The sequence below is a fragment of the Gordonia jinghuaiqii genome (genome assembly GCF_014041935.1).
Lineage (GTDB): Bacteria > Actinomycetota > Actinomycetes > Mycobacteriales > Mycobacteriaceae > Gordonia > Gordonia jinghuaiqii.
On sequence record NZ_CP059491.1, the window covers coordinates 506,513 to 530,248 of the forward strand.

The following is a 23,736-nucleotide window of genomic DNA, read 5'->3' on the forward strand; positions in this document are numbered from 1 at the left end:
GGCGACGGCGGTACGGCCGGACCTCAGCCGGGCAGCTGGATCACGACCGGTCCGACGCCGGGCACCACCACGGTGGTCTCGGTGGGGCCGTTGCCCTCACCACCGCCTGCGCGGCGGCCGTTGCTGACATAGATCGTCACGGTGCTGCCGGGCATCGCCGAATCCGACGGCGCGGTGAACACGACCGTGCCCTGCGGACGTCCGCTGTCGACGTCGAGCTGGCTCACCTTGAAGCCGGCCTTCTGCAGACGCGAGGTGGCCTCGCTGGCGCTGAGACCGCTGACCTGCGGGATACGCCCGCGGTCACTGCCATTCCAGTACTCACGGTCGATCGGGGGCAGGCGCACCGGCCCGAACTTGGTGGCGACCGGCTTCACCGCCTGGAACCACGTGCGGGCGGGCTCCATACCGCCGTAGAGGTCACCGTCGTAGCAGGATCGCAGCGGGCTGCTGCACACGCCCTGCGGGTTGGGTCCGTCGCTGTAGACGTATGCCGCACCGGCGATCTGGTTGGTGAACCCGACGAAAGCCGACGACCGGTGGGCCTCGGTGGTTCCGGTCTTGCCCGCCATCGGCAGCGTCCAGCCCGCCGCTCCGGCAGCACCGGCCGCTGTGCCGCCGCCGACGTCGTCCTTGCTCATCGCATTGGCGAGGGTGTTGGCCAGACCCTCGTCGACGACCTGCTCGCAGGGAGGCGAGTTGAACGGGATGGAGGTGAGGGCCTGTCGCCCGTCGGGACCCATCACCGGATTGCCGTACTGATCGCGCTTGACGCGGCTGATCGACTTGATCGGATTGGGCGGGCACCATGTGCCCCCGGAGGCCAGCGTCGCGGCCACGTTGGCGAGTTCGAGACCGTTCAGCGGCAGCGGGCCGAGGGTGAACGAGCCGAAGTTCCCGTCCTTGACGTACTGCGCCATGCTCTTCTCGCCGTAGCCCGACGACCCGGGGATGGTGTACGAGCGCAGGCCGAGGCGAACGGCCATGTCGACAGCCGGTTTGACGCCGACCTGCTGCAGCAGCTTCACGAACGCGGTGTTCGGCGACTGCGCGAGCGCGTTGGTGACCGACAGCGATGCCGGGTACCGGCCGTCGTTCTTCACGCAGTAGGAGTTCGCGGGGCAGCCGTTGGCGCCGTCACTGTTACCCATGCCCTCGACCGCGATGGATCCGGGGACCGGGATGTTCGACCCGGCGCCGAGTCCCTTCTCCATGGCCGCGGCGACCGTGAAGATCTTGAACACCGAACCCGCGCCGTCGCCGACCGTCGAGAACGGTTGTGGCTGCATGGTCTCGCCTCGGGCGAGATCCAGGCCGTAGTCGCGGCTCGACGCCATGGACAGCACGTCGTGGGACTTCTTACCCGGCCGGAGAGTGCTCATCACATCCGCCACGCCGTCGGCCGTGGGACTGGCCTGCGCCTTCACCGCGCGCACGGTGGAGCGCTGGACCTCGGGATCGAGTGTGGTCTGGATGATGTAACCGCCGCGCAGCACCGAGTTACGCGACATGCCGTTCTCGGCCAGGTACTGCAGCGCGTAGTCGCAGAAGAAGCCGTTGTTGTCCGCGGCGATACAACCCTGCGTCGGAGTTCGCGGGCGCGGGAGGACGCCGAGCGGCTTGTCCTTGGCTGCGACGAGCTCGTCGCGGCGTTCCGGGAAGTTGGCGATCATCGTGTCCAGCACGACGTTTCGACGAGCCAGCGAACCCTCGGGGTTGGAGTACGGGTTCAGCGCGGAGCTCGACTGCACCATGCCCGCCAGCAATGCCGCCTGCTCGACCCTGAGGTCTTTGGCCGGGATGCCGAAGTAGGTCTGCGCGCCGGCCTCGATGCCGTAGGCGTTGTTGCCGAACGGCACGACGTTCAGGTACCGGGTGACGATCTGCTTCTTCGCCTCCTGCTTGGCGGCGGCGTCGTCGAGTCCCTTGTCGCGCTTGGCCTGGTCGATGAGGCTCTGCTCGAGGGTCAGCGCCATGCGCACCTCGCGCAGCTTGCGCGCCGGGGTGGTCTCGACCGCCGCCTGGCGATCGGCCTCCGTCCGGGCGAGCACGAGGAGTTGATAATTCTTGATGTACTGCTGGTCGAGGGTCGACGCACCCTGCTGGACCTCGCCCGACGACGAGTTCTTCAGCGCGGCACGGATGGTGCCCTTCCAGTCGACGCCGTCGTGTTCGAGGAACCGGCGGTCCTCGACCGAGATGATGGCGCGGATCATGTCCGGCGAGATGTCGTTGTAACCGACCTGATAGCGGTACTGGTCGAACAGCACGGCGAACGGCTTGCCGTCGACGTCGGTCATCGTCGTGACCTCCGGCAACGTCCCGTTGAGGAGCTCGGAGGACACGTTCTCGACAGCGGCGGCAGCCCGGTTGGAGACCACCCCTACTCCGCTGGCCACCGGATACATCAGGCCGGCGACGAGAACTCCGGCCAGCAGGCTCGCCCAGGCCAGCGACCACAGCTTCTTCGACATCACCCCGACAGGATACGTGCGATCGGGAAGAACATCGCCCTCCCTCGCCCGTCGGGTATCCGGCGAGGTCCGGGGCGGGGAAGGCCCGGGAGCAAACCCCTCCGAACGGATGAGTTTGCACGGTTGTCCCACTTTATCGGCTCCAGGGGTTGCATCCCCATGCACACAACCCTAGATTGAGTGCAGAATGTGACTCACCTAACAGTGCGCTGAAAATGTGTCTTGAGCAGCGTGGTTGAGTCCTTTCGGAGTGACGCGGATGACGACAGGTAGGGGTGGCGATGGCGACAGCGGCAGTGTCCAACGAGGAAGATCGCCTGGCGTGGGTTGCTCAGGCGCGTTGTCGAGGGGGAGACCCTGATGATCTGTTCGTGAGGGGTGCGGCCCAGCGCAAGGCCGCGACGATCTGCCGCCACTGCCCGGTGCAGCTCGAGTGTGGTGCCGACGCCCTCGACAATCGCGTCGAGTTCGGGGTCTGGGGCGGGATGACGGAGCGTCAGCGTCGAGCTCTGCTGCGCCAACACCCGGAAGTGACCTCCTGGTCGGCATTCTTCGCCGCCCAGCGTCGTCGGCATCGAGACGCCGTCTGACATCACCCCATCCACCGGCCGGAGGCGTCAGCCCCGGCCGGTGATCTGCTCGGCGACCGCGCGGAGTGCAGTCCTGTCGGCCACCTCGAAGGGCAGCGCCGGCACACCGACGATCGGAACCCGCGGGTGCGACGCGGTGAAACGTTGCAGCAGATGGAGTTCGCGCTTGCCGGTGGCGGCGCGGTCCGCGTGGATCTGGAGTACGCCCCGGGTCAGGTTGTCGGTGACCGACTCGAGCGCGACCAGAGCCGCCTCCTCGGGGATCGCCGTCAGGTTGGGGTGGGTCCGGTTGAGGATGAGTCCGGCGAGTGGCATCGACTCCTCGGACAGCCTGTCCACGAAGAACGCCGCCTCACGCAGGGCGTCGGCCTCGGCCGCGGCGACCACGGCGAACTGCGTCCCGGGCTGCTTGAGGAGTTCGTAGGTCTTGGCGGCCCGATCCTGGAACCCGCCGAACATCGAGTCGAGTGACTGCACGAACATGGCGACGTCGCGCAGCATGTCACCGCCGATGATGGTCGAGACACCGCGCATCGCCAGACTCATCGCGCCGGTCACCATCCGACCCACCCCGCGACCGCCGCCGACCAGCACCTTCATCAGCCGGCCGGACAGGAACGAGCCCAGACGCTGTGGGGCGTCGAGGAAGTCGAGCGCATTCCGCGACGGCGGGGTGTCGACGACGATGAGATCCCAGTGGTCCTGCTCGAGCAGCTTGCCGAGCTTCTCCATCGCCATGTACTCCTGCGTGCCGGAGAACGACGATGCGACCGTCTGATAGAAGGTGTTCTCCATGATCGCCTCGGCGCGTTCAGGAGTGGAGTACTCGAGCACCATCTCGTCGAAGGTGCGTCGCATGTCGAGCATCATCGCGTCGAGAGTGCCCTTGCCGTCGATCTTCACCGGCTGCGGATCGTTGGTGAGTTCGGACATCCCGAGCGACTGTGCGAGACGCTTGGCCGGGTCGATGGTGAGCACCGCGACGGTGCGGCCCTGTTCGGCGGCATACATCGCCATCGCCGCGGCCGTGGTGGTCTTGCCGACACCGCCCGCACCGCAGCAGATCACCACGCGAGTCGCCGGGTCGGTGAGGACAGCGCCCATCTTGAGATCGAGTGGCATCATGCACCCGCTTTCTGGAGGAGATCGGCCAACTCGTAGATCGAACCCAGGTCGATGCCATCGCCGAGGGACGGCAGTTCGAGCATCGGCAACTCGACCTCGTCGAGCTGTGCCTTCGCGATCTGCTGCGCCTGCAGGCGGGTCGCGTGTTCGATCGTCTCGGTGAGCAGACCGGACAGGTCGCCCTCGCCGAGCTTGAGGCCGGCTTCGCGCAGACTCTGCTCGACGCGCTGGGCGTCGATGACGCCCTCGGCGATCTCGTCGACCGCCTCGGCGGGCAGGTGCGGTGCGCTGACGCGGTTGATGATGAGGCTGCCGAGGTTGAGATGCTTGGCACGTAGCTCGTCGATCGCCTCGACGGTCTCCTGGATGGGCATCGCCTCGAGCAGGGTGACGAGGTGGACGATCGTCTCCTCCGAATGCAGGAGACGGACCACGCCCTCGCTCTGATTGCGGATCGGGCCGGTCTTGGCGAGGTCGGCCATCGCCTGGGTGACGTCGAGGAAGTTGCCGATCCGGCCGGTCGGCGGAGCGTCGACGACCACCGCGTCGTACACCCGGTTGCCCTGCTTGTCGGTGTGGATGATGCGCTCTTTGATCTTGCCGGTCAGCAGCACGTCGCGGAGACCTGGAGCGACGGTCGTGACGAAGTCGATCGCCCCGATCCGCTTCATCGCCCGGCCCGCAAAGCCGAGGTTGTAGAACATGTCGAGGTATTCGAGCAGCGCATGTTCGATGTCGACGGCCAGCGCGGACACCTCACCGCCGCCTTCGGCGGTGGCGATGCGCGTGTCGGTCGGGGGCAGCGGGGGGATGTCGAATAGCTGTGCGATGCCCTGGCGTCCCTCGGTCTCGACGAGAAGCACCTTCTTGCCGTCGGCGGCAAGCGCGAGCGCGAGCGCCGCGGCGATGGTCGTCTTGCCGGTCCCGCCCTTGCCCGACACGAAGTGCAGACGTGCGCGTGACGCCGCGTCCGGCCACTCGTTGTCGCCCGCGAGGGTGGAGCTCCCTGGCATAGCTCTGACGGAAGAGTTGTCTGTCACGCCGGAATCGATCGCCTCACCCGACCCGGAACGTGAGCCCTGTTCATTGGCCACCGCAACACCTTATCCATTCATCGCCGGCAGATAGGGTGACTCCATGACTGAATTGACCGCGTGGGAGTACGTGACGGTGCCACTGCTGACTCATGCCACCAAACAGATCCTCGATCAGTGGGGTGCCGACGGCTGGGAGCTCGTCTCTGTGCTGCCCGGCCCCACCGGCGAACAGCACGTTGCCTACCTGAAGCGACCGAAGGGCTGACGATGCCGAACACCTGGAGCGATCAGCTCGCCGAACTCGACATCATGCTGCCCACCGTGGTGCCGCCGGTGGCGAATTACACGCCCGCAGTACGGGTCGGGAACCTCGTCTACACCTCGGGTCAGCTGCCGATGGTCGACGGCGAACTCTCGGTACACGGCAAGGTGCACGAGGGCGCCGAAGGTGTCGTCCGTCCGGCAGAGGCGAAGGCCGCCGCACGCGTGTGCGCTCTGAACGCGCTGGCCGCCGTCGACTCGCTGGTCGGCATCGACTCGGTGGTTCGGGTGATCAAGGTCGTCGGCTTCGTCGCCTCGGCGCCCGGGTTCACCGGTCAGCCACAGGTCATCAACGGGGCGTCGGACGTGCTCGGTGAGATCTTCGGCGAGGCCGGGGTGCACGCCCGGTCGGCCGTCGGCGTCGCCGAACTGCCGCTCGGGGCCCCCGTCGAGGTCGAACTGATCGTCGAAGTGGCCTGACGTCCGCCTTGGACGTCGCGTTACTCATCGCCGCGGCCGCCGCGGCCGGGTGGGTGGATGCCGTGGTCGGCGGCGGGGGACTCGTACTGATCCCCGCGATGCTGATCGCGCAACCCGGCCTGCCGACGGCGACCGCGCTGGGCACCAACAAACTCGCGGCGGTCTTCGGCACCGCGTCGGCGGCGGTGCGGTATGTGCGGCACGTCCGGATCGATCTGCGGCGCCTCATCCCGGTGTTCGTCGCGGCGCTGGGGTTCTCCGCACTCGGTGCGATGGTGGCGATCTCGCTGCCCACCGAGATCTTCACCCCGGTCGTGCTGGTCATGCTGGTCGGCGTCGGGTTGTTCGTCGCGCTCAATCCCGGTTTCGGCGGTGACGCCTCGACGGGACCGCGCTCGCGCGTCTCGACCATCGCGGGGCTCGTGATGGCGGGCGTGGTCGTCGCCTTCTACGACGGGGTGATGGGCCCCGGCACCGGGACATTCCTCATCATCAGCCTCACCGCTCTGGTGGGGACGAGTTTCCTCGAGAGTTCGGCGATGGCCAAGGTCATCAACACCGCCACCAACCTCGGTGCGCTGACGGTGTTCGGCCTGCAGGGAAACGTGCTGTGGCTGTTGGGTCTGGGGCTGGCCGTCGCCAATGTCGTTGGCGCCCAGATCGGTTCGCACATGGCGATCGGCCGGGGCAGTTCATTCGTGCGGTGGGTGCTGCTGGCGGTGGTCGTGGTGATGGTCGGCAAGCTCGGGTACGACCTGATCACGGGCTGACGCCGGACCGCGCCGACGCGCCATCAGGTGACTACTCGAGCGCCGAGCATGACGGGAGGCGTGGCAGCACTTCCGCAAACGACCGACCGGGGGATTGATGGATCTGCACTGCGTACGCGTCCGCCGGCGTCGATGCTGTCTGAATGAACATCGACGACGCCGCCCACGTCCGGGCAGCCCTGCAGCGGCGCACCATCTTTCTGCTGTGTCTGGCCCAGATTCTGGGCGGCGTGTCGCTGGGTGGGGCGCTGGCGCTGGGCGCGATCCTGGGCGAGGAACTGTCGGGGACCTCGTCGCTGGCCGGTCTGCCGACCACGGTGCTCACGCTGGGCGCGGCCGCTGCGGGGCTCCCGCTGGCGGCGCTGGCATCGGCGCGGGGTCGGCGACCCGCGTTGAGCACCGGCCTGTTGGTCGCGGCAACCGGTGCACTGGTGGTGGCGTTCGGGGTCGATCGAGGGTGGTTCCTCCTCATGCTGGCGGGGATGGCGGGCATCGGGTCGGGGACCGCGGTGAGCCTGCAGGCACGGTTCGCGGCAACGGATCTCTCATCGACGCGGACGCGGGCAAGAGACCTGTCGCTCGTGGTGTGGATGACGATGGTCGGATCGGTCGTGGGGCCGGCACTCGTCCCGCTGGGGGCGGAGGTGGCGGGGTGGTTCGGTATGGCCGACCTCTCGGGCCCCTTCCTGCTGGGTGCCGTCGGATGTGGCTGCGCGGCAGCGCTACTCGTCGTCTGCCTGCGACCTGATCCGCTCGTCGTGGCCACCGGACACGTGACGGGTGGCCGGTCGAAGGTGTCACTGTCCGAGGGGTTCTCGGCGATCCGGCGCTCACCGTCGGCGCGTGCGGCCATGGCGGCGGTGGTGTCGGCACATGCGGTGATGGTCGGCGTCATGGCACTGACCCCGGTGCACATGCACCACGGCGGCGCATCGGTGACGTTCGTCGGCCTGTCGATCAGTGCGCACATCGCCGGGATGTACGCACTCGCACCGGTGATGGGGGTGCTCGCCGACCGGACCGGGCGCATCCCGGTGATCCTGGGCGGCCAGGCGGTACTCCTCGTGAGCTGCGTACTGGGCTTCGTGTTCGTCGATTCGCAGGGCGGGCTCGTCGTCGCCCTCATCCTGCTCGGTGTCGGCTGGTCGGCGTCGACCGTCGCCGCGTCGACACTGCTCACCGACAGCGTCGCCATCAACGAACGCGCACCTGCACAGGGGGTTTCGGACACGTCGATGAGCCTTGCCGGTGCCGCGGCCGGTGCGCTCGCCGGCGTCGTCGTCGGGGCGTTCGGCTACCCGACCCTCGTTCTCGGTGCGGGTGTGATCGCGGTGATCACCGCGGCCTACGTCGTCGTCGACGGCGCTCGGGGTCGCCGTGCCGCGACGGTGGCCTAGGGATGGGCATCTTCGCCGCTCATCGGGTGCACCGGCGTGGTGGCGATGTCGATCGTCGGGCGTTCACTCACGCAGTGGCCGGGGTCGATAGGCTCGGACACCATGAACTCACGCAATGTTGCCGCGCAGGCGCCCACCCATCCCGCGTACGGGGTGTTGCGGGAGGTCACGCCGTTCGCGTCGGTCCTGCTGTGTGACAACTCCGGGATGATGGAGCTCGACGGCACCAACACCTACGTGCTGCGGGCACCGGGAAGCGCCGAATGCGTGGTGGTCGATCCCGGTCCGCCCAAGTACAAGCACCACGCCCGCCGGCTCGCGGAACTGCCCGGCCTTGCTCTCACGCTGGTCACGCATCGTCACCATGATCACGTCGGCGGCGTCTCGCGGCTGCACAAGCGAACTGGCACCCCTGTACGGGCCCGACTGGATGCGCACTGCCGTAAGGCGTCACCCCTGCGTGACCGTGAGGTCATCGAGGTGGCCGGGCTTCGGATCACGGTGCTGTACACCCCTGGCCACACCGGGGACTCGGTGAGCTTCGTCGTCGAACACGACGGCGAGCGTGCCGTACTGACCGGCGACACCATCCTGGGGAGCGGGACGACGGTCCTCGACCCGTCCGACGGTGGACTCCGCGACTACCTGAATTCGTTGAACCGACTCATCGTCGAGGGTGAGGGGGCGGCGCTGCTCCCGGCGCACGGTCCCGACCATCCCGACCTCGGGCCTGTCGCCCGGTTCTACAAGGCTCATCGCGAGGAGCGGATCGACCAGATCGTGGCCGCGCTCGACGCCATGGGGGTCTCGGCACACGACGCGAAGCCGATGAAGGTGGTGCGCAAGGTGTACTCCGACGTCGACAAGAAGCTGTGGCCCGCCGCGCGGATGTCGGTGAAGGCCCAGCTGGAGTACCTGCGCGAGGGGTGAGTAAGTAAACGACTTCACCCGCTCCTGATGGGGGAGCGGGTGAAGTCGAAAGGTCCTCTTCCGCTCCCTGAAGGAACGGCTTGTGGGCTCAGCGGGCCCGGCGTGCCAGACGTTCGGAGTCGGCGATCAGGACACTCTTGCCCTCGAGGCGCAGCCAGCCGCGCTGGGCGAAGTCGGCCAGGGCCTTGTTGACGGTTTCGCGGGAGGCGCCGACGAGCTGGGCGATCTCTTCCTGGGTCAGGTCGTGGGTGACGCGCAGCGCGCCACCCTCCTGGGTTCCGAAGCGCTGTGCGAGCTGCAACAGCTGCTTGGCGACACGACCGGGAACGTCGGTGAAGATCAGGTCGGCGAGGTTGTTGTTGGTCCGGCGCAGGCGACGTGCGAGCACGCGGAGCAACTGCTCGGCGATCTCCGGACGGTCCTTGATCCAGGCGCGCAGCGCGTCGCGGTCCATCGACACCGCGCGGACCTCGGTCACGGTCGTCGCCGACGACGTGCGGGGGCCCGGGTCGAAGATGGAGAGTTCGCCGAACATGTCGGACGGACCCATGATCGTCAGCAGGTTCTCGCGGCCGTCGGGTGAGCGTCGACCGACCTTCACCTTGCCGGACATGATGATGTAGAGGCGGTCACCCGGCTCGCCCTCATGGAAGATCACGTGTCCGCGAGGGAAGTCGACGGGCTGAAGCTGCTTGGTCAGCGCCGCGACAGCGGAAGGCTCGACGCCTTGGAATATGCCCGCCCGCGCCAGTACTTCTTCCACCTAGGGAACCTTTCTCGAAAACTTTGCTATAGCGACGTCTGAGATCGCGCCCTTGGATACGCTACCCCGCGCACCAGCATATGTGTTGAATGGGTCACTGATGGCTCATTGTGCGAGTGTCCCGCCGATCAGATGTTAATGAGCGAGCGCTGTCGTGAGGCGTCGTCGTCGGTGTGGGGGGCGGTCGTGGTCAGCTTGCGCGTTGCGGCGACTGGACCGCCTCGGGCAGGACGGGCTCGTGCCGGGTGACCCGACGCGTACGGAGCTCGTCCAGAGCCGCGGGCATTCCCTCGCGGGCGAGGGTGTCGACGTTCGTGGAGTCGGCGGATTCGAGGAAGTCCTCCACGTCGTCACGGGTGACCGCTGAGCGGTCGATCCTGGCCTGAACCTTGTCCATGCCCATCGCGAAGAGCATGAGTACAGCCGGGAATAGCAGCGCTGCGAGACCATGCATGGGGACCAGTAAACACAATCTGCACCCGGGAATCCCCATCGGAACGCCCGACGTCACTGACTTGTTACCTGACCGTAAGTTGTGGGGGAAGTGGGATCCACCGGTTGCCGCGGCGGCTGGCGACACCGGGCTCAGGCCTGTGACCTGCGACGACGTCCCGTCGTTGGTGGCGGGTCGGGTCGGCCGCGGCTGTGGTGGGGAGCACTCTCCCACCACATCGCTAACCTGAATCAGGTGAGCGCACGCAAGGCTGTGCCCGCGACGCCGGTCGCGGGCCGCAAGCAGGAGACCCATCTCGGGCTGGTCCGGCGCGCGCGGCGGATGAACCGGACACTCAAGATCGCGTTTCCGCATGTGTATTGCGAACTCGATTTCACCAATCCGCTCGAGCTGTCGGTGGCAACGATCCTGTCGGCGCAGTGCACCGACGTCCGGGTCAACCAGACCACGCCCGCGCTGTTCGCGAAGTATCGGACCGCACGTGACTACGCCGAGGCCGACCGGACAGAACTCGAGGAGATGATCCGCTCGACCGGCTTTTACCGGAACAAGGCGAACTCGATCATCGGGCTCGGCCAGGCACTGGTGGAGCGCTACGACGGCGAGGTCCCGAACACACTCGCGGACCTCGTATCGCTGCCCGGTTTCGGCCGGAAGACCGCCAACGTGGTGCTCGGTAATGCGTTCGGGGTCCCCGGCATCACCGTCGACACCCACTTCGGTCGTCTGGTCCGCCGCTGGCAGTGGACGGAGGAAACCGATCCGGTCAAGGTCGAACACGCCGTCGGTGAACTGATCGAGCGAAAGGAGTGGACCGACCTGTCGCACCGCATCATCTTTCATGGGAGACGCGTCTGCCACGCGCGCAAACCCGCGTGCGGAGTGTGCGTCCTCGCCAAGGACTGCCCCTCGGTGGGCACCGGACCGATGGACAAGGCCGAGGCGGCCGCCCTGGTGAAGGGACCGGAGACAGAGCATCTCCTGGCGTTGGCGGGACTCGCTGCCCCGTGAACGACTCAACTGACACCACCGGCGCCGGGAGCGAAGCGAGCGGGCCGAATGACACCGGCGCCGGGAGCGAAGCGAGCGGGCCGAATGACACCGGCGCCGGGAGCGAAGCGAGCGGGCCGGATGACACCGGCGCCGGGAGCCCGCCCTCCCCTCAGGCCTCCCGGTTTCCGCCCGCCGCGCGCTGGACCGTCGTCTTCGTGATCGTGATGATCGCGCTGATCGTCGCGATCTGGCCGCGCGATGATGCCCCGGGATCGATGACGAGCGCGCCGCCGACGGCGAGCGGGGCCCGTCCGCTGGACGCTCCGGTCGACGAGGCGCGTGTGGCGCAGGCGCGGGTCGACGCGGCGCTCGCCGACTGCCCGGTCACCGGCCTTCCGGCCGCCCCCGGCTCGGCGCTGACCGGGATCGTCGAACCGTGCCTGGGTACCGGCGCCCCTTATGACCTGGGTGCCGCGACCGCGGGGAAACCCCTGGTCATCAACGTGTGGGCGCAGTGGTGTGGTCCGTGCAAGACCGAGCTGCCCTATTTCGAGGAGTTCGCCGCCCGGGCCGGTGACCGAGTCACGGTTCTCGCCCTGCACGCCAAGGAGGGCGGAAGCAATCCGCTCTTCCCGCTGACACTGCTCACCGAGATCGGAGTTCGCTTGCCGTCCGTGCTCGATCCCGACGGTCGGGTGGCCGCGGCCATCAACGCGCCGCGCGTGTTCCCCTCGACCGTCTTCATCCGCCCCGACGGCACCGTCGCCAAGGTGTATCCGGGTGTCTTCGACAGCCCGGAGGAGATCGCCGATGCGGTGTCGGAGTATCTGGGCGTGAAGGTGTGAGCGCGCGGGACGATGGCCACGCGGGGCCGCTCGTGCCGGCGGATCGGATCCCGCCCTGGCTGCACACCCTGACGGCCGACGTGACCGCGGTCCGCAGGAGCGTCGAGAATCGCGGCGGCGACCGGTCCCGCTGGGCGTCGATGCTGGTGCCGGGCAAGCGCTCGGCCGCTGTACTCGTCCTGTTCTCGGGTTCCTGGGATGCCGCCGACGACCATCCCGGCGGGGTGCCCGCCGACGCCGAGGTCCTGCTGACCGAACGCGCCTCGACGCTGCGTCAGCACAGCGGTCAGGTCGCCTTCCCCGGTGGCGTCGAAGATCCGGGGGACGACTTCCCGGTCGGCACCGCGCTGCGCGAGGCCGCGGAGGAGACCGGTCTGGACCCGTCGGGCGTGCATGTCGTCGCGTGTCTGCCGAGTTTTCCGGTGGGGGTGTCTGGCTTCGACGTCGTGCCGGTGATCGGCTACTGGCACCGCCCGAGTTCCGTGCGTGTCGTCGACGAAGGGGAGACCGCCCGCGTCGACCGCGTCAACCTCCGGGAGCTGCTGGCGCCGGAGAACCGCTTCCAGGTTCGACGAAAAGCCGTGGGCACCGTGTACAAGGGTCCCGCCTTCTTTGTCGACGGCCTGCTCGTGTGGGGTTTCACCGGCGGCCTGATCGCGGCGATCAGCGAGGTGTCCGGCTGGGATCGGCCGTGGGACCCCGACGACGTGCGTTCGCTGGAGAAGATGATCGAACTGGCCGGCAGTCGCCAGGAATCGGGGTTCGACGTGCTGGGTCCCGAAGACCCGGAGTCGGTGGAGTTGAACAAGCGTGCCGAGACGGGCGGTGCCTGATGGCAGGTTCCACGTGGGTGGACATCATCGTCATCGCGATCGCGCTGCTGGCCGCGGCGAGCGGCTACCGATCGGGTGCGGTCGCCTCGGCCCTCGCGTTCATCGGTGTCGCGCTCGGCGCGGTCGCCGGATTGCTGCTCGCACCCCATCTCATCGAGCAGTTCGACGACCTCCGGATGCGTGTGCTCGTCGGAATCCTGGTGTTGGTGGTGTTGGTGGTCATCGGCGAGGTCGCGGGCATGATCCTCGGACGTGCCGCCCGCGGTGGCATCCGGTCACCGGGTCTGCGTGCGATCGACAGTGGTGTCGGGTCGCTGCTCCAGGTGGTCGCGGTGTTGCTGGCTGCGGGCCTGCTCGCGATCCCGCTGCGCGAGTCCGCCGACCCGGCCATCGCCGGACCGGTCCGCGACTCCAAGGTGCTGACCGGCGTCGACGTGTTGTCGCCGCAGTGGGTTCGCGACATTCCCGAGGACTTCAAGGCGCTCCTCGACAGTTCGGGACTGCCGAAGTTCCCGTTCGTCAGCACCCCGTCGACCAATGTGGACCCGCCCGACCAGGCGCTCGCCGACCTCCCTGTGGTGACCCAGGCGCGCCCCAGCGTCGTCAAGATCGAGGGCGTGGCGCCCAGCTGCCGTCAGGCGCTCGAGGGCAGCGGCTTCGTCGTCTCGCCCGAACGGGTGATGACCAACGCGCACGTCGTCGCGGGCACCGAACGCCTCGAGGTCCAGACCTCGACCGGCGCTCGGCTCCCCGCGAAGGTCGTCCACTTCGACAGCGACAACGACATCGCGGTCCTCGACGTCCCGGGTCTGCGTGCACCGGCCCTGAAGTTCGCATCCCGGCCGGCCTCGACCGGCGACGACGCCATCGCGCTGGGCTTCCCCGAGGCGGGCCCGTTCTACGTCAGTCCGCTGCGCGTGCGGTCGGTGTTCACCCATACCGGCGACGACATATACCGCACGGGGCAGGTCACCCGTGAGGTGTATGCCGTGCGCGGACTGATCCGACAGGGCAATTCCGGTGGGCCACTGCTGAATTCGGAGGGTGAGGTGCTCGGCGTCGTCTTCGGTGCCGCCGAGAACGCGGCCGACGAGACCGGCTTTGTCCTCACTGCGCGTCAGGTACGGCCCGACTTCGACGAATCCGAGCGACAAAACGACCGGGTGAGTACCAAGCGCTGCGTGCTCGCCTGATCCGGCGCGCCGAGGGACGCACGGTGTCGGAGGTCGCCTCCGGCTCGGATCGCAGGAAGTCGAGAATGTGCCCGCTCACCGCGGCGGGTTGTTCCTGGTGGACGAAGTGCCCGCTGCGCTCGATCTGCCGGTAGGTCTGGTGGGCGGCCCAGCGATGTCCGTCGGCGATGGCGTCGTGGAGTATGTACGGGTCGTCGTGGCCTCGCAGCGCCAGCACCGGCAGGTGCAGCCGCTGGTCCATGAGGTCCATGAATCGTGCACCGTCGGGCCGGAACTGGGATCGGAACGCCCAGCGGCGATACTCCAGGCTGCAGTGCGCGACGTTCGGGATCAGCATGGCCGACCTGTTCAGTTCGACCGTGTGCGCGTAGTCGGGTTCGCCTCGCCAGGCCGACGACGCCCGTTGTGCGAAGTAGTCGGCGATGAATGCGGCGTCGTCGCGGGTGACCTGACGTTCACCCAGCCGGGGGACCTGATCGCGCAGGAACGCCGGCAGGAACCGCGACCGTTGGGCCTTGTCGCGCAACACGCGTCGACGCAGGGCCCGGGGGTGCGGGGACGCGATGACGACGATGCGGTCCACGACGCGGGGATGCAGGGTTGCCGTCGCCCAGCAGACCAGGCCGCCGTCGGAGTGTCCGATGAGGGTGGCGCTGGTGTGCCCGAGCGCCCGGATGAGGCCGTTGGTGTCTCCGGCGAGCGTCCATCCGTCGTAGCCGCGGGGGGGTTTGTCGGTGTCACCGTAGCCGCGCAGGTCCACGGCCACCGCGCGGAACCCGGCGGCGGTCAGCGCGGTCAGCTGGTGTCGCCAGCTCCACCAGAACTCGCCGAAGCCGTGCAGCAGTAACACGAGCGGCCGGCCGTCCGCGGGAACACCGGGGGGTTCGACGGCGTGGAACCGGACTCCGTTCGCGCGGACGTCGAAGTGCTCCCAGTCGCCGGGAAGACGAACGCTCGAGGGGTCAGGAGCCACACTCACAGGTCAGCCTTCGCGGGCCGGGGGAATCCTCGGATGGATCGCATCCTGACCGTGTGGGGTGCGGTGAGGCAGCACGGTCGGCAGTTCGTTGACCGACTCGATCGTCTTCTTCGGCCCGCGGACCCGTTTGAAGAAGAGATAGCCGACGAACGCGGCGATCACGGTCACGACCACGAGGATGAGGAACACGATCAGGAAGGCCAGCCACCTCCACACGAACTCGTCGAGCAGCTCGGCCAGGAAGAAAAAGAAGAAGAAGCTGGAATACAGCGCCATGACACCGGCGACGATCAGCAATCCCGTGCCGGCGCCTGCCTTCTTCGCCTCACCGACCAGCTCGGCCTTGGCGAGGGCGACCTCGGACCGGAACAGGGTCGAGACGCTCGTGGTGGCGTCCTTGACCAGGCTTCCGATGGACGGTTCGCCGTTCTTGCCTGCGTTGGCGTCGGAGAGCGGGATCGACGGGACGGAGTCCCGGCCCGCCTCGGGCAGGCCGTGCTCGTTGGGGCTCACAGAATCCTCCGTTGTTCGGCTGATGGGCCATATGTTGCCATGCGGGCGCCGGAGAGGTGGCGAGCCACCCGTCGATGCGGCGTCGAGGGCGCGCTGTACACACCGGCAGGGGGCGTCGAAACGAACGGTGCGCCACCGGCGAGGGGTTGCCGGTGGCGCACCTGGCGTCGGTCCCCGTCCGGGGCCAGAGGCTGCGGGTCTAGACCTTCTTGGCGCGGATCGCCTCGAAGACCGACGGGTCGACGAGGGTGGAGGTGTCGCCGAGCTCGCGTCCTTCGGCGATGTCCTTGAGCAGGCGACGCATGATCTTGCCGGAGCGGGTTTTCGGCAGTTCGGGCACCACGTTGATCTCGCGGGGTTTGGCGATCGGGGAGATCTCGATCGCCACCTGCTGACGCAGTTCGGCGATCAGCGTGTCGCCGGTGTTCTCGATGCCTTCCCGCAGGATGACGAAGGCGACGATGCCCTGGCCGGTGGTCTCGTCGGCGGCGCCGATGACGGCTGCCTCGGCGACTCCGGAGTGCCCGACGAGCGCGGACTCGACCTCGGCGGTGGAGATGCGGTGACCCGACACGTTCATCACGTCGTCGACGCGACCCAGCACCCAGAGGGCGTGGTCCTCGTCATAGCGGGCGCCGTCGCCGGCGAAGTACCAGCCCTGCTCGGCGAACCGCGACCAGTAGGTTTCGCGGAAACGGTCCTCGTCGCCCCAGATGCCGCGCAGCATCGCCGGCCACGGCTCGTCGAGCACGAGGTAGCCCTGCTCGCCCGCGCCGACCGGGTTGCCCTGGTCGTCGACGATGTTGGCACTGATGCCGGGCAGCGGACGCATCGCCGAGCCCGGCTTGGTCGCGGTCACACCGGGCAGCGGCGAGATCATGATGGCGCCGGTCTCGGTCTGCCACCAGGTGTCGACGATCGGCGCCTTGTTCCCGCCGATGACCTCGCGATACCACTTCCACGCCTCGGGGTTGATCGGCTCGCCGACGCTGCCGAGCAGCCGCACGCTGGACAGGTCGTGGGCGTCGGGGATCTCGCGTCCCCACTTCATGAACGTGCGGATCAGGGTGGGTGCGATGTAGTAGATCGTCACCCCGTACTTCTCGATGATCTCGAAGTGGCGGTGCTCGTTGGGGGAGTTGGGCGTGCCCTCGTAGACCACCTCGGTGGCGCCGTTGGAGAGCGGTCCGTAGACGAGGTAGGAGTGGCCCGTCACCCAGCCGATGTCAGCGCCGCACCAGAAGACGTCGCTGCCTTCCTTGTGGTCGAAGACGTAGTGGAAGGTGTAGCTGACCTGCGTGAGGTAGCCGCCCGAGGAGTGCACGATGCCCTTGGGCTTGCCGGTCGTTCCCGAGGTGTACAGCAGGAACAGGGGATGCTCGGCGTCGAAGGCCTCGGCCTCGTGGGTCTCGGACTGCTCGTCGACGGTGTCGTCCCACCACACGTCACGACCCTCCACCCAGTTCAGGTTCGGGTCGTGATTGGTGCGACGCACCACGAGGACCTTCTCGACCGACTTCGCGGCGTCGTCGCCGGTGCCGAGCGCCTCGTCGACATGGGTCTTCAGGGGTGCGGGTTCGCCGCGCCGATACTGGCCGTCGGTGGTGATGACGAGTTTTGCCTCGGCGTCGTCGACCCGGGAGCGCAACGCGCCCGAGGAGAAGCCGGCGAAGACCACCGAGTGCGTCAGTCCGAGTCGGGCGCAGGCCAGCATCGAGATCAGCGCCTCGGGGACCATCGGCATGTAGATCGCGACGCGGTCACCGGCGACCAGACCGATCGAGGCGAAGTAGTTGGCGGCCTTGCTGACCTCGGCGAGGAGCTGGCTGTAGGTCAGGTCGCGGGTGTCGCCGGGCTCCCCGACCCAGTGGATGGCCACCCGGTCGCCCTTTCCTGCCGCGACGTGCCGGTCGACGCAGTTGACCGCGACGTTGAGCTTGCCGCCGACGAACCACTTGGCGAACGGCGCATTCGACCAGTCGAGGGTGTCGGTGAAGTCGGTGGCCCAGTCCAGGCGCCGGGCCTGCTGCGCCCAGAACTCGAGACGGTCGGCGTCGGCACGGTCATACATCTCGACGGTGGCGTTGGCCTGTGCCGCGAACTCGTCGGAGGGTGGGTAAGCCTGGACGGTCGTGGAGGACATGGGTGACATGAGCCTTTCGCTGTCGACGGGGGTCGAACACACTGAGGTGACCCGGTGTCGGGAGGGGCAATCACTGTGAGCGTAGTCACCGCGGCGGATCGGGTGTAACCGGCTCCCAGACGAGCGCGCGTGATTCGCGACGAGCGGTATCCGCGGGACGACGAGCGGTCGTGCCCTTCGTTTCCGACGCCGCTGGAAAGGCGGCGCGCATCAATCCGGTCCGCATTTTCGAAACGGCCACTAACAATGTGTTCGCCCGAGCATTCGGTTCCGCACTACGTCACTGCGCTGTCGGTGCGGCCGGTCCCGGGTCGGCGGCCGACCACGACGGGCGACGCAACTATCGTCGGTGTGTGACCACTGATCCCCTGGCGCCCCTGCTGGACCTTCCCGGCGTCGCCGATGCCGCCGGCCGGGCTCGTGACGCCCTGTCCGCGGTGCACCGACACCCGGCCAACCTGCGCGGATGGGACAAGACGGCCACCGAGGCCTCGTGGCGTGCGGGGCGATCGTCGGCTGCGATCGACGGCGGAAGCGTCGAGCTGCGTCGGGACGGCGACTTCGACGAGCCGATTCTCGCCGGCGCGATGCGGGTCTCCCAGGCGCTCGACGGTGAATCCCTGGAGACATTGACCGCGGTGATACGCCGGGCGCCGGCTCAGGCCCTTGCTCGACTTCACACCCTGGCGGCGGCCGACCTCGTCGACGACCCTGATCAGCTGGGGCGGCCGCGAAGTGGGACAGATGTGGCAAATCGTCTCAATTTGTTGGGGCAGTTGATAACCGGTGCGACGGCGGTGCCCGCGCCGGTGGTTACCGCCGTGATCCACGGGGAGCTCCTGGGGCTCGAGGCGTTCCCGACGGCGAACGGAGTTGTCGCGCGAGCCGCGTCGCGGCTGGTCGGGGCCGCGACCGGCCTGGACCCGCACTGCCTCGGAGTGCCGGAGGTGACGTGGTTCAAGCGCGTCGCGGAGTATCGCGAACTGGCCGCCGGATTCGCGACGGGCTCACCGTCGGGCCTCGCAAGGTGGATCGTGTTCTGCTGCGAGGCCTTGGAAGCCGGTGCGGCGGAAGCCAAGTCGATCGCCGACGCCGCCCGGGCCGGCTAGTCGACCGCCCCGGAGCAGCACTGCGGGCGGCCTCCCTGTCGTGTCCGACGAGGTTGCCGCCCGCGTAGCACGGACTCAAGTTACCAAGCGTGCTTGGTGGGTTGTGGGTATCGCCTCGGCGATTGACCACGAGTCAGGACTCTCGACCGTCCACGTGCTGCCAACTGTGAGCCGTCCTCCCCGGGCCTGGCGCCTCGTAGGGGAAGGCAGGTGGCGCATCGAGTGATGGCGATCGATCCTCCTGGCTGTGATGTCGCAGGCGCACAACGCTTTTGCCATATGCGGCGTGCTCCGCGTGGGTGCTTGCCGCCCGTGCTGGGAAGTGCTCGGCGGGGGGTCCGTTCCTTCTCTTCCGGATCGGGCTTGGCCCTCCGAGTTTCCGTAACCACTGTTCTACACCGTGACGCCGGTCACATCAAGCGTTCCGGGTCTGAATGTCGAATGACATGGACAGGGGAGTGAGAGATGTTGTCCCGCATCGGCTCACGGACCCCGGGACGCGTGAACGTCTGCGGAGCGTGCGCCGGGGCCGGCGGGCGCGGCGCCGCCCGGCGTCTCGGTCGAGAGGGCCCTGAGCGCAGCGATTCGATGTCTGAAATCGACCTGTCGGATACCGAATCGGGGGCGATGTCTCACTGGTCGCTCTTGTTACCGATCGGTAGAATGGGCATTTGCGGAAAGGGATTGTTGTGCTTGCGAAGAATCAGAAAGCGTGTGTATAGTCATCCGTACCCGGTTCTGATACCGGTGCGTTTCAGCCCGACCCCCCGGGGCTGAAACGTGACGACCCCGGCCTCCTCCCCCCCTGGCCGGGGTTGTCCTCTGTCTGGGGTCTTTTTTACCCCTGATCGCCGGACCCTCTCCGAAGTTGTCCACAGGTCGTCACTGTCTCCACAGCGGTGTCCCACCTGACGTCCGGGGCGGCCAGTCGGCGTCATCATCGACGCCATGCCCGACGACCTACTCGTCCTCGTCCATCCCGACCTCTCCGACGACGTCGCCCGATGTGCGGCTGCGGCCGGGTACCGCACGGTCACCGCCCGAGCCGACGATTGCCGCCGGGAATGGCTCACCGCCCGTGCAGTCGTGGCGGATCCCGACGCCATCGCCGTCCTCTCGCGACTCCACCCTCCCCGCCGTGGCGGGGTGGTCCTGGTGAGCGGCACCGATCCCGCCGGTGAGACCTGGCGACTGGCGATGGATCTCGGCGCCGAAGACGCCGCAACACTGCCCGCCGACGAGAGTCGCCTGGTGAGAGCCCTGACGGAGTCGCGGGTACCGCGCCGCAACCCGTCGGGTGTCGTCGCCGTCGTCGGTGCCCACGGCGGTGCCGGTGCCTCGACCCTCGCCGCGGCGGTCGCGCTGACCAGCGCGCAGCGCGCCTCACCCACGCTGTTGCTCGATCTCGACGACATCGGATCGGGCGCCGACCTGCTACTCGGCGTCGAACAGCGTCCCGGTCTGCGCTGGCAGGACCTCTCACTCGACGGAGGGGTCGTCGGCGGGACCGCTCTGCACCAGGCGCTGCCGCGGGTGAACGACGGGCTCGCGGTCCTGACCTCGGAGCGGGTCCCGACTCTCGCGTTGCGGGCCGACGCGGTCACCGCCGTCATAGATGCCGGCCACACACACGGCGACCTGGTCGTCATCGACCTGCCCAGATCCGACGGACCGGTGGTACGAGCGGCGATCTCCTCGGTGGACCTGGTCGTGGTGGTCACCAGCCCCACGGTCGCGGGGTGCGCGGCCGCTCGACGCGTCGTCAGCCGGATCGTCGGGGACGAGGTGGCCGTCGAACTCGCCGTCCGTGGGCCGTCGCCGGGTGGTCTGCGCCCGCAGCAGGTCGCCGATGCGATCGGGCTTCCGCTTGTCGCCGCCTACCGGCCCGACCCGCGTCTCGCGAGCCGCCTCGAAGGTGGACCGCTGAGGGTGAAGCCCCGCAGCCCGCTCGGGCGTGCCGCGCTCGCGGTGCACGCTCGCGCGACTGCGGGCCGGCGGCACGCGGCATGAGTCGGCAGCGCGGAACCGGCCGTGCCGACGACGAACTGCTCGATCGGGTGCGTTCCCGGCTGGCCGCCGACGCCGCCGACCCGAGCCCGGCGGTCATCGCCGAGGCGATCCGCGCGGAGGCGGGTGGTGTCCTCGGCGACACCGATCTGCTTGCGGCTCTTCGGTTTCTGCAGACCGAGCTGACGGGGGCGGGCAAACTCGAGCAACTTCTCGCCGAACCCGACATCGCCGACATCCTGGTCGCCGGACCCGAGGAGGTGTGGGTCGACCGTGGCCACGGCCTGGAACCGACGACGATCCGGTTCCCGGACGAGGCATCGGTGCGTCGCCTCGCCGGACGCCTGGCGTTGAGCGCGGGCCGACGCCTCGACGACGCCCAGCCGTGGGTCGACGGGCAGCTGTCGAACGTGGGCCGTCGCGGCCACACGGTCCGGCTGCACGCGATCATCCCGCCGCTCGCCGCCGACGGGACCTGCATCTCGTTGCGCGTGCTGCGATCGGCGTCGAAGGACCTGCCCAGCCTGATAGCGGGCGGCGCGATCCCGCAGGAGGTGGTGCCGGTGATCGCCGACATCCTGCGTCACCGCCTGGCCTTCCTGGTCATCGGAGGCACGGGGTCGGGGAAGACGACGCTCCTCAACGCGCTGATCGGTGCGATGGACCCGCGTGAGCGGGTCCTGTGCGTCGAGGACGCACTCGAGCTCGACCCTCGTCACCCGCAGGTGGTCCGCCTGGTCGCGCGGACATCGAATGTCGAAGGGGTGGGGGAGGTTCCGGTGCGGACGCTGGTCCGGCAGGCGCTACGTATGCGACCGGACCGGATCATCGTCGGGGAGGTTCGGGGCGGGGAGGTCATCGATCTGCTGACCGCACTGAACACCGGGCACGACGGCAGCGCCGGCACCGTTCACGCGAACTCGTCGTCGGAGGTTCCCGCACGGATGGAAGCTCTTGCCGCGCTCGGAGGTATGGGCAGGGATGCACTTCACAGTCAGCTCGGCGCCGCGCTCCAGGTGGTGCTCGGAGTCGCCCGCCATGCCGACGGCGCACGTGGCCTCGTGGAGATCGGCGTCGTCCGGCGAGGCCGGGACGGTCGGGTCGCGATCGAATCGATCTGGCTGCGCGGCAGAGGTTTCACCGAAGACATGCGCCACTTCGACGCCCTGGTGGCCGACACGATGGTGCGCGTCCCGCCGCTGGCCGAGGCTCCGCGGCCGGACCCGCTGCCGGGCGTCGCGCGAGATGGACGCGGAACCGTTCGCGAACAACATGATCCGGTACCGCGATGCTGAGTCCGCTCGCGGCACTCGCACCTGTCCTCGGTGCCTCGGCGATCGCGACGCTGCTGTGGACACCGCTGCCGGCCAGATCTCGGATGCTCGCCGTCTGCGGCCGCTCGGGTACCGGCCGGTCGTCGAATCCGGTGCTCGCGATCCCGGTGGCCGTCCCGGTTGCGGGATTCCTCATCGGCGGTGTCGCGGCCGCGACGGCGGCCGGGATCATCGTCGCGGTCGTGGTCTGGGTGCGCCGAAAGCGGCAGTGGGAGAGACGCTTCGATCAACAGATGGAAGATCTGTTGCTGGCGTTGTCGCTGATGGTCGCCGAGCTCTCGGTGGGTGCGCCCCCGGTGCGGGCCTGCGAGGTCGCCGTCGCCGAACTCCGCCGGCGCGAACGCGACGCACCCGGCACGAGGTCGGAGATCGCCGACGGCCTGGAGTCGATGGCCTGGCGGGCGTCACTCGGCGGCTCGGTGATCGATGCTCCCGCGGTGGGTTCGGGGGTGGTGGGTCCCGGGGCGGTGGGTCTAGGGCAGGGGGGAGCGTCGTCGGGCATCGCGTCATGGCGGCGGATCGGGATCGCCTGGCAGACCGCCGAACGTCAGGGACTGCCCATGGTCGACATGCTCGCCGCGCTGCGCTCGGACCTGGCGTCGCGGCGAGGATTCACCGAGCGCACCCGCGCGGGTCTGTCGGGCCCACGCGCGACCGCGATGGTTCTGGCGGGACTGCCGCTGCTCGGAATCGCACTGGGCCAGGCCACCGGTGCCGGTCCGATTCAGGTGCTGCTCGGTGGTGGACTCGGCGGAATCCTGCTGGTGGTGGGGTGCGCGCTGGCCGCTGCGGGGATCGCCTGGTCCGAGCGGATCACCGGCAAGGTCCTGGCGCGATGAACTGGCCGGCAGGTATCGATGCCACCGAGATCGTGGTGGCACTCGGGTTGCTCGTGGTCGCGGTGTGGATCTGGCCGCAGCCACGGTGGAACCTGTACCGGGTCATCGACCCGCCGCCCGGACCGGACCGCTCGCCACGCTGGCTCGGCGCGGGGCCGCCGCGGGAGGACCCCTTCGCTGTGGCGTCGGCCTTCGATCTGTTCGCGGTGTGTCTGCGCGCCGGGTTGCCGGTGGGGACCGCCGCGTCTGTTGTCGCCGATCGCGCTCCGGCATCGCTGGCGGGACCGCTGACACGCGTCGCGGATCTGCTGCAGCTCGGCGCCGACCCGGACACGGCCTGGTCGGCGCTGCTCGCCGACTCCGACACCAAGGGTGCATCGTCGGTGGATCATCTGGAGTCGCTCGGCGCGATGGCCCGCCGCACTGCTCGTGCGGGTTCGTCGCTCGCCGGCGGCCTCGCCGAGCTTGCCGAGGACGTTCGACGCCGCGCCCACGACGACTCCCTCGCAGCCGCCGAGCGTGCGGGTGTCGCGATCAGCGGTCCGCTGGGACTGTGTTTCTTGCCTGCGTTCATCTGCCTCGGGATCGTTCCCGTCGTCGTGGGTCTGGCGTCGACGGTGCTGGGGTCGGTCTGACCAGCCGATGCCGCTCCGCCGTCGGTGAGACG

The 23,736-nt window shown here is 68.5% G+C and carries 23 protein-coding genes; 15 read left to right on the plus strand and 8 right to left on the minus strand.

Annotated features, from left to right (window positions below; all coding sequences use genetic code 11):
• Positions 1-23 precede the first annotated feature (23 nt).
• On the minus strand, positions 24-2,474 hold the full coding sequence (locus H1R19_RS02155) for a penicillin-binding protein (protein WP_188331019.1): 2,451 nt from the start codon (positions 2,472-2,474) through the stop codon (positions 24-26).
• A gap of 281 nt (positions 2,475-2,755) precedes the next feature.
• On the opposite strand from H1R19_RS02155, the gene H1R19_RS02160 reads away from it, so the two are divergent.
• Positions 2,756-3,064, plus strand: a complete 309-nt coding sequence (locus H1R19_RS02160) for a WhiB family transcriptional regulator (RefSeq protein ID WP_188331020.1) — start codon at positions 2,756-2,758, stop codon at positions 3,062-3,064.
• Positions 3,065-3,091: 27 nt separating this feature from the next.
• On the opposite strand, the gene bagB is transcribed toward H1R19_RS02160, so the two are convergent.
• Positions 3,092-4,186, minus strand: coding sequence for an ArsA family ATPase (bagB, locus tag H1R19_RS02165; protein WP_188331142.1), 1,095 nt, complete (start codon positions 4,184-4,186; stop codon positions 3,092-3,094).
• Positions 4,186-5,283 carry an ATPase BagA gene (gene bagA, locus H1R19_RS02170; protein WP_219850447.1) on the minus strand — a complete coding sequence of 366 codons (1,098 nt, stop codon included), beginning with the start codon at positions 5,281-5,283 and terminating at the stop codon, positions 4,186-4,188. Before bagA ends, bagB begins: the two co-directional genes overlap by 1 nt.
• Positions 5,284-5,326: 43 nt before the next feature.
• Here bagA and sp36 point away from each other — a divergent pair, with 43 nt between their 5' ends.
• The 5 genes from sp36 (at position 5,327) to H1R19_RS02195 (ending at position 9,064) form a co-directional block, all read left to right on the plus strand.
• On the plus strand, positions 5,327-5,491 hold the full coding sequence (sp36, locus tag H1R19_RS02175; protein WP_188331022.1) for a Sp36 family protein: 165 nt from the start codon (positions 5,327-5,329) through the stop codon (positions 5,489-5,491).
• A gap of 2 nt (positions 5,492-5,493) precedes the next feature.
• Positions 5,494-5,967, plus strand: a complete 474-nt coding sequence (locus tag H1R19_RS02180; protein ID WP_219850449.1) for a RidA family protein — start codon at positions 5,494-5,496, stop codon at positions 5,965-5,967.
• Positions 5,968-5,975: 8 nt separating this feature from the next.
• On the plus strand, positions 5,976-6,737 hold the full coding sequence (locus H1R19_RS02185) for a TSUP family transporter (protein WP_188331024.1): 762 nt from the start codon (positions 5,976-5,978) through the stop codon (positions 6,735-6,737).
• A gap of 143 nt (positions 6,738-6,880) precedes the next feature.
• Entirely contained in the window at positions 6,881-8,134 is a 1,254-nt protein-coding gene (locus tag H1R19_RS02190; RefSeq protein WP_219850450.1) for an MFS transporter, read from the plus strand.
• Positions 8,135-8,236: 102 nt separating this feature from the next.
• Entirely contained in the window at positions 8,237-9,064 is an 828-nt protein-coding gene (locus tag H1R19_RS02195; RefSeq protein ID WP_219850451.1) for an MBL fold metallo-hydrolase, read from the plus strand.
• Between the two features lie 88 nt (positions 9,065-9,152).
• Here H1R19_RS02195 and H1R19_RS02200 read toward each other — a convergent pair whose 3' ends face one another.
• Positions 9,153-9,827, minus strand: coding sequence for a Crp/Fnr family transcriptional regulator (locus H1R19_RS02200; protein ID WP_005194565.1), 675 nt, complete (start codon positions 9,825-9,827; stop codon positions 9,153-9,155).
• Positions 9,828-10,017: 190 nt separating this feature from the next.
• The gene (locus tag H1R19_RS02205) at positions 10,018-10,281 is read right to left on the minus strand and encodes a hypothetical protein (protein ID WP_188331027.1); all 264 of its coding nucleotides are present in this window, start codon (positions 10,279-10,281) and stop codon (positions 10,018-10,020) included.
• Positions 10,282-10,602: 321 nt separating this feature from the next.
• Between H1R19_RS02205 and nth the strand changes: the two genes are divergently transcribed.
• From nth to H1R19_RS02225, 4 genes are read left to right on the plus strand one after another with little or no spacing between them, the layout of a single operon-like run.
• Positions 10,603-11,292 (plus strand): endonuclease III, encoded by a 690-nt coding sequence (nth, locus tag H1R19_RS02210; RefSeq protein ID WP_223205562.1) that lies wholly within the window; start codon positions 10,603-10,605, stop codon positions 11,290-11,292.
• Positions 11,289-12,119, plus strand: coding sequence for a TlpA family protein disulfide reductase (locus H1R19_RS02215; RefSeq protein ID WP_244970843.1), 831 nt, complete (start codon positions 11,289-11,291; stop codon positions 12,117-12,119). The genes nth and H1R19_RS02215 overlap by 4 nt, the downstream gene beginning before the upstream one ends.
• Positions 12,116-12,952 carry an NUDIX hydrolase gene (locus H1R19_RS02220; RefSeq protein WP_188331028.1) on the plus strand — a complete coding sequence of 279 codons (837 nt, stop codon included), beginning with the start codon at positions 12,116-12,118 and terminating at the stop codon, positions 12,950-12,952. The genes H1R19_RS02215 and H1R19_RS02220 overlap by 4 nt, the downstream gene beginning before the upstream one ends.
• Complete coding sequence (locus H1R19_RS02225) at positions 12,952-14,145, plus strand: MarP family serine protease (RefSeq protein ID WP_219850452.1); 1,194 nt, start codon at positions 12,952-12,954, stop codon at positions 14,143-14,145. Before H1R19_RS02220 ends, H1R19_RS02225 begins: the two co-directional genes overlap by 1 nt.
• Here the strand turns inward: H1R19_RS02225 and H1R19_RS02230 are convergent.
• From H1R19_RS02230 to acs, 3 genes are all read right to left on the minus strand, one after another.
• Positions 14,060-15,124 carry an alpha/beta fold hydrolase gene (locus H1R19_RS02230; RefSeq protein WP_219850453.1) on the minus strand — a complete coding sequence of 355 codons (1,065 nt, stop codon included), beginning with the start codon at positions 15,122-15,124 and terminating at the stop codon, positions 14,060-14,062. The two genes, H1R19_RS02225 and H1R19_RS02230, sit on opposite strands and share 86 nt — an antisense overlap.
• 3 nt (positions 15,125-15,127) lie before the next feature.
• Entirely contained in the window at positions 15,128-15,637 is a 510-nt protein-coding gene (locus H1R19_RS02235; protein ID WP_188331031.1) for a phage holin family protein, read from the minus strand.
• A 199-nt stretch (positions 15,638-15,836) separates the two neighbouring features.
• Positions 15,837-17,780 (minus strand): acetate--CoA ligase, encoded by a 1,944-nt coding sequence (gene acs, locus H1R19_RS02240; protein WP_188331032.1) that lies wholly within the window; start codon positions 17,778-17,780, stop codon positions 15,837-15,839.
• A gap of 353 nt (positions 17,781-18,133) precedes the next feature.
• Between acs and H1R19_RS02245 the strand changes: the two genes are divergently transcribed.
• The 5 genes from H1R19_RS02245 (at position 18,134) to H1R19_RS02265 (ending at position 23,704) form a co-directional block, all read left to right on the plus strand.
• Positions 18,134-18,889, plus strand: coding sequence for an oxidoreductase (locus H1R19_RS02245; RefSeq protein ID WP_219850454.1), 756 nt, complete (start codon positions 18,134-18,136; stop codon positions 18,887-18,889).
• Between the two features lie 948 nt (positions 18,890-19,837).
• Positions 19,838-20,899: a septum site-determining protein Ssd gene (gene ssd / locus H1R19_RS02250; RefSeq protein WP_219850455.1), complete on the plus strand. Its 1,062-nt coding sequence runs from the start codon at positions 19,838-19,840 to the stop codon at positions 20,897-20,899.
• A complete protein-coding gene (locus H1R19_RS02255; protein WP_223205541.1) occupies positions 20,896-22,191 on the plus strand; it encodes a TadA family conjugal transfer-associated ATPase in 1,296 nt (431 codons plus the stop codon). Before ssd ends, H1R19_RS02255 begins: the two co-directional genes overlap by 4 nt.
• Positions 22,185-23,069: a type II secretion system F family protein gene (locus tag H1R19_RS02260; protein WP_219850456.1), complete on the plus strand. Its 885-nt coding sequence runs from the start codon at positions 22,185-22,187 to the stop codon at positions 23,067-23,069. Before H1R19_RS02255 ends, H1R19_RS02260 begins: the two co-directional genes overlap by 7 nt.
• The gene (locus H1R19_RS02265) at positions 23,066-23,704 is read left to right on the plus strand and encodes a type II secretion system F family protein (RefSeq protein ID WP_188331036.1); all 639 of its coding nucleotides are present in this window, start codon (positions 23,066-23,068) and stop codon (positions 23,702-23,704) included. Before H1R19_RS02260 ends, H1R19_RS02265 begins: the two co-directional genes overlap by 4 nt.
• The last annotated feature ends 32 nt before the right edge of the window (positions 23,705-23,736 follow it).

Coding starts and splice junctions, on each gene's coding strand:
- H1R19_RS02255 (WP_223205541.1), top strand. CDS start 20,896: ATGAGTCGGCAGCGCGGAACCGGCCGTGCCGACGACGAACTGCTCGAT.
- H1R19_RS02190 (WP_219850450.1), top strand. CDS start 6,881: ATGAACATCGACGACGCCGCCCACGTCCGGGCAGCCCTGCAGCGGCGC.
- H1R19_RS02180 (WP_219850449.1), top strand. CDS start 5,494: ATGCCGAACACCTGGAGCGATCAGCTCGCCGAACTCGACATCATGCTG.
- ssd (WP_219850455.1), top strand. CDS start 19,838: ATGCCCGACGACCTACTCGTCCTCGTCCATCCCGACCTCTCCGACGAC.
- H1R19_RS02205 (WP_188331027.1), bottom strand. CDS start 10,281: ATGCATGGTCTCGCAGCGCTGCTATTCCCGGCTGTACTCATGCTCTTC.
- nth (WP_223205562.1), top strand. CDS start 10,603: ATGAACCGGACACTCAAGATCGCGTTTCCGCATGTGTATTGCGAACTC.
- H1R19_RS02225 (WP_219850452.1), top strand. CDS start 12,952: ATGGCAGGTTCCACGTGGGTGGACATCATCGTCATCGCGATCGCGCTG.
- H1R19_RS02195 (WP_219850451.1), top strand. CDS start 8,237: ATGAACTCACGCAATGTTGCCGCGCAGGCGCCCACCCATCCCGCGTAC.
- H1R19_RS02155 (WP_188331019.1), bottom strand. CDS start 2,474: ATGTCGAAGAAGCTGTGGTCGCTGGCCTGGGCGAGCCTGCTGGCCGGA.
- sp36 (WP_188331022.1), top strand. CDS start 5,327: ATGACTGAATTGACCGCGTGGGAGTACGTGACGGTGCCACTGCTGACT.
- acs (WP_188331032.1), bottom strand. CDS start 17,780: ATGTCCTCCACGACCGTCCAGGCTTACCCACCCTCCGACGAGTTCGCG.
- H1R19_RS02160 (WP_188331020.1), top strand. CDS start 2,756: ATGGCGACAGCGGCAGTGTCCAACGAGGAAGATCGCCTGGCGTGGGTT.
- H1R19_RS02265 (WP_188331036.1), top strand. CDS start 23,066: ATGAACTGGCCGGCAGGTATCGATGCCACCGAGATCGTGGTGGCACTC.
- bagB (WP_188331142.1), bottom strand. CDS start 4,186: ATGCCACTCGATCTCAAGATGGGCGCTGTCCTCACCGACCCGGCGACT.
- H1R19_RS02260 (WP_219850456.1), top strand. CDS start 22,185: ATGCTGAGTCCGCTCGCGGCACTCGCACCTGTCCTCGGTGCCTCGGCG.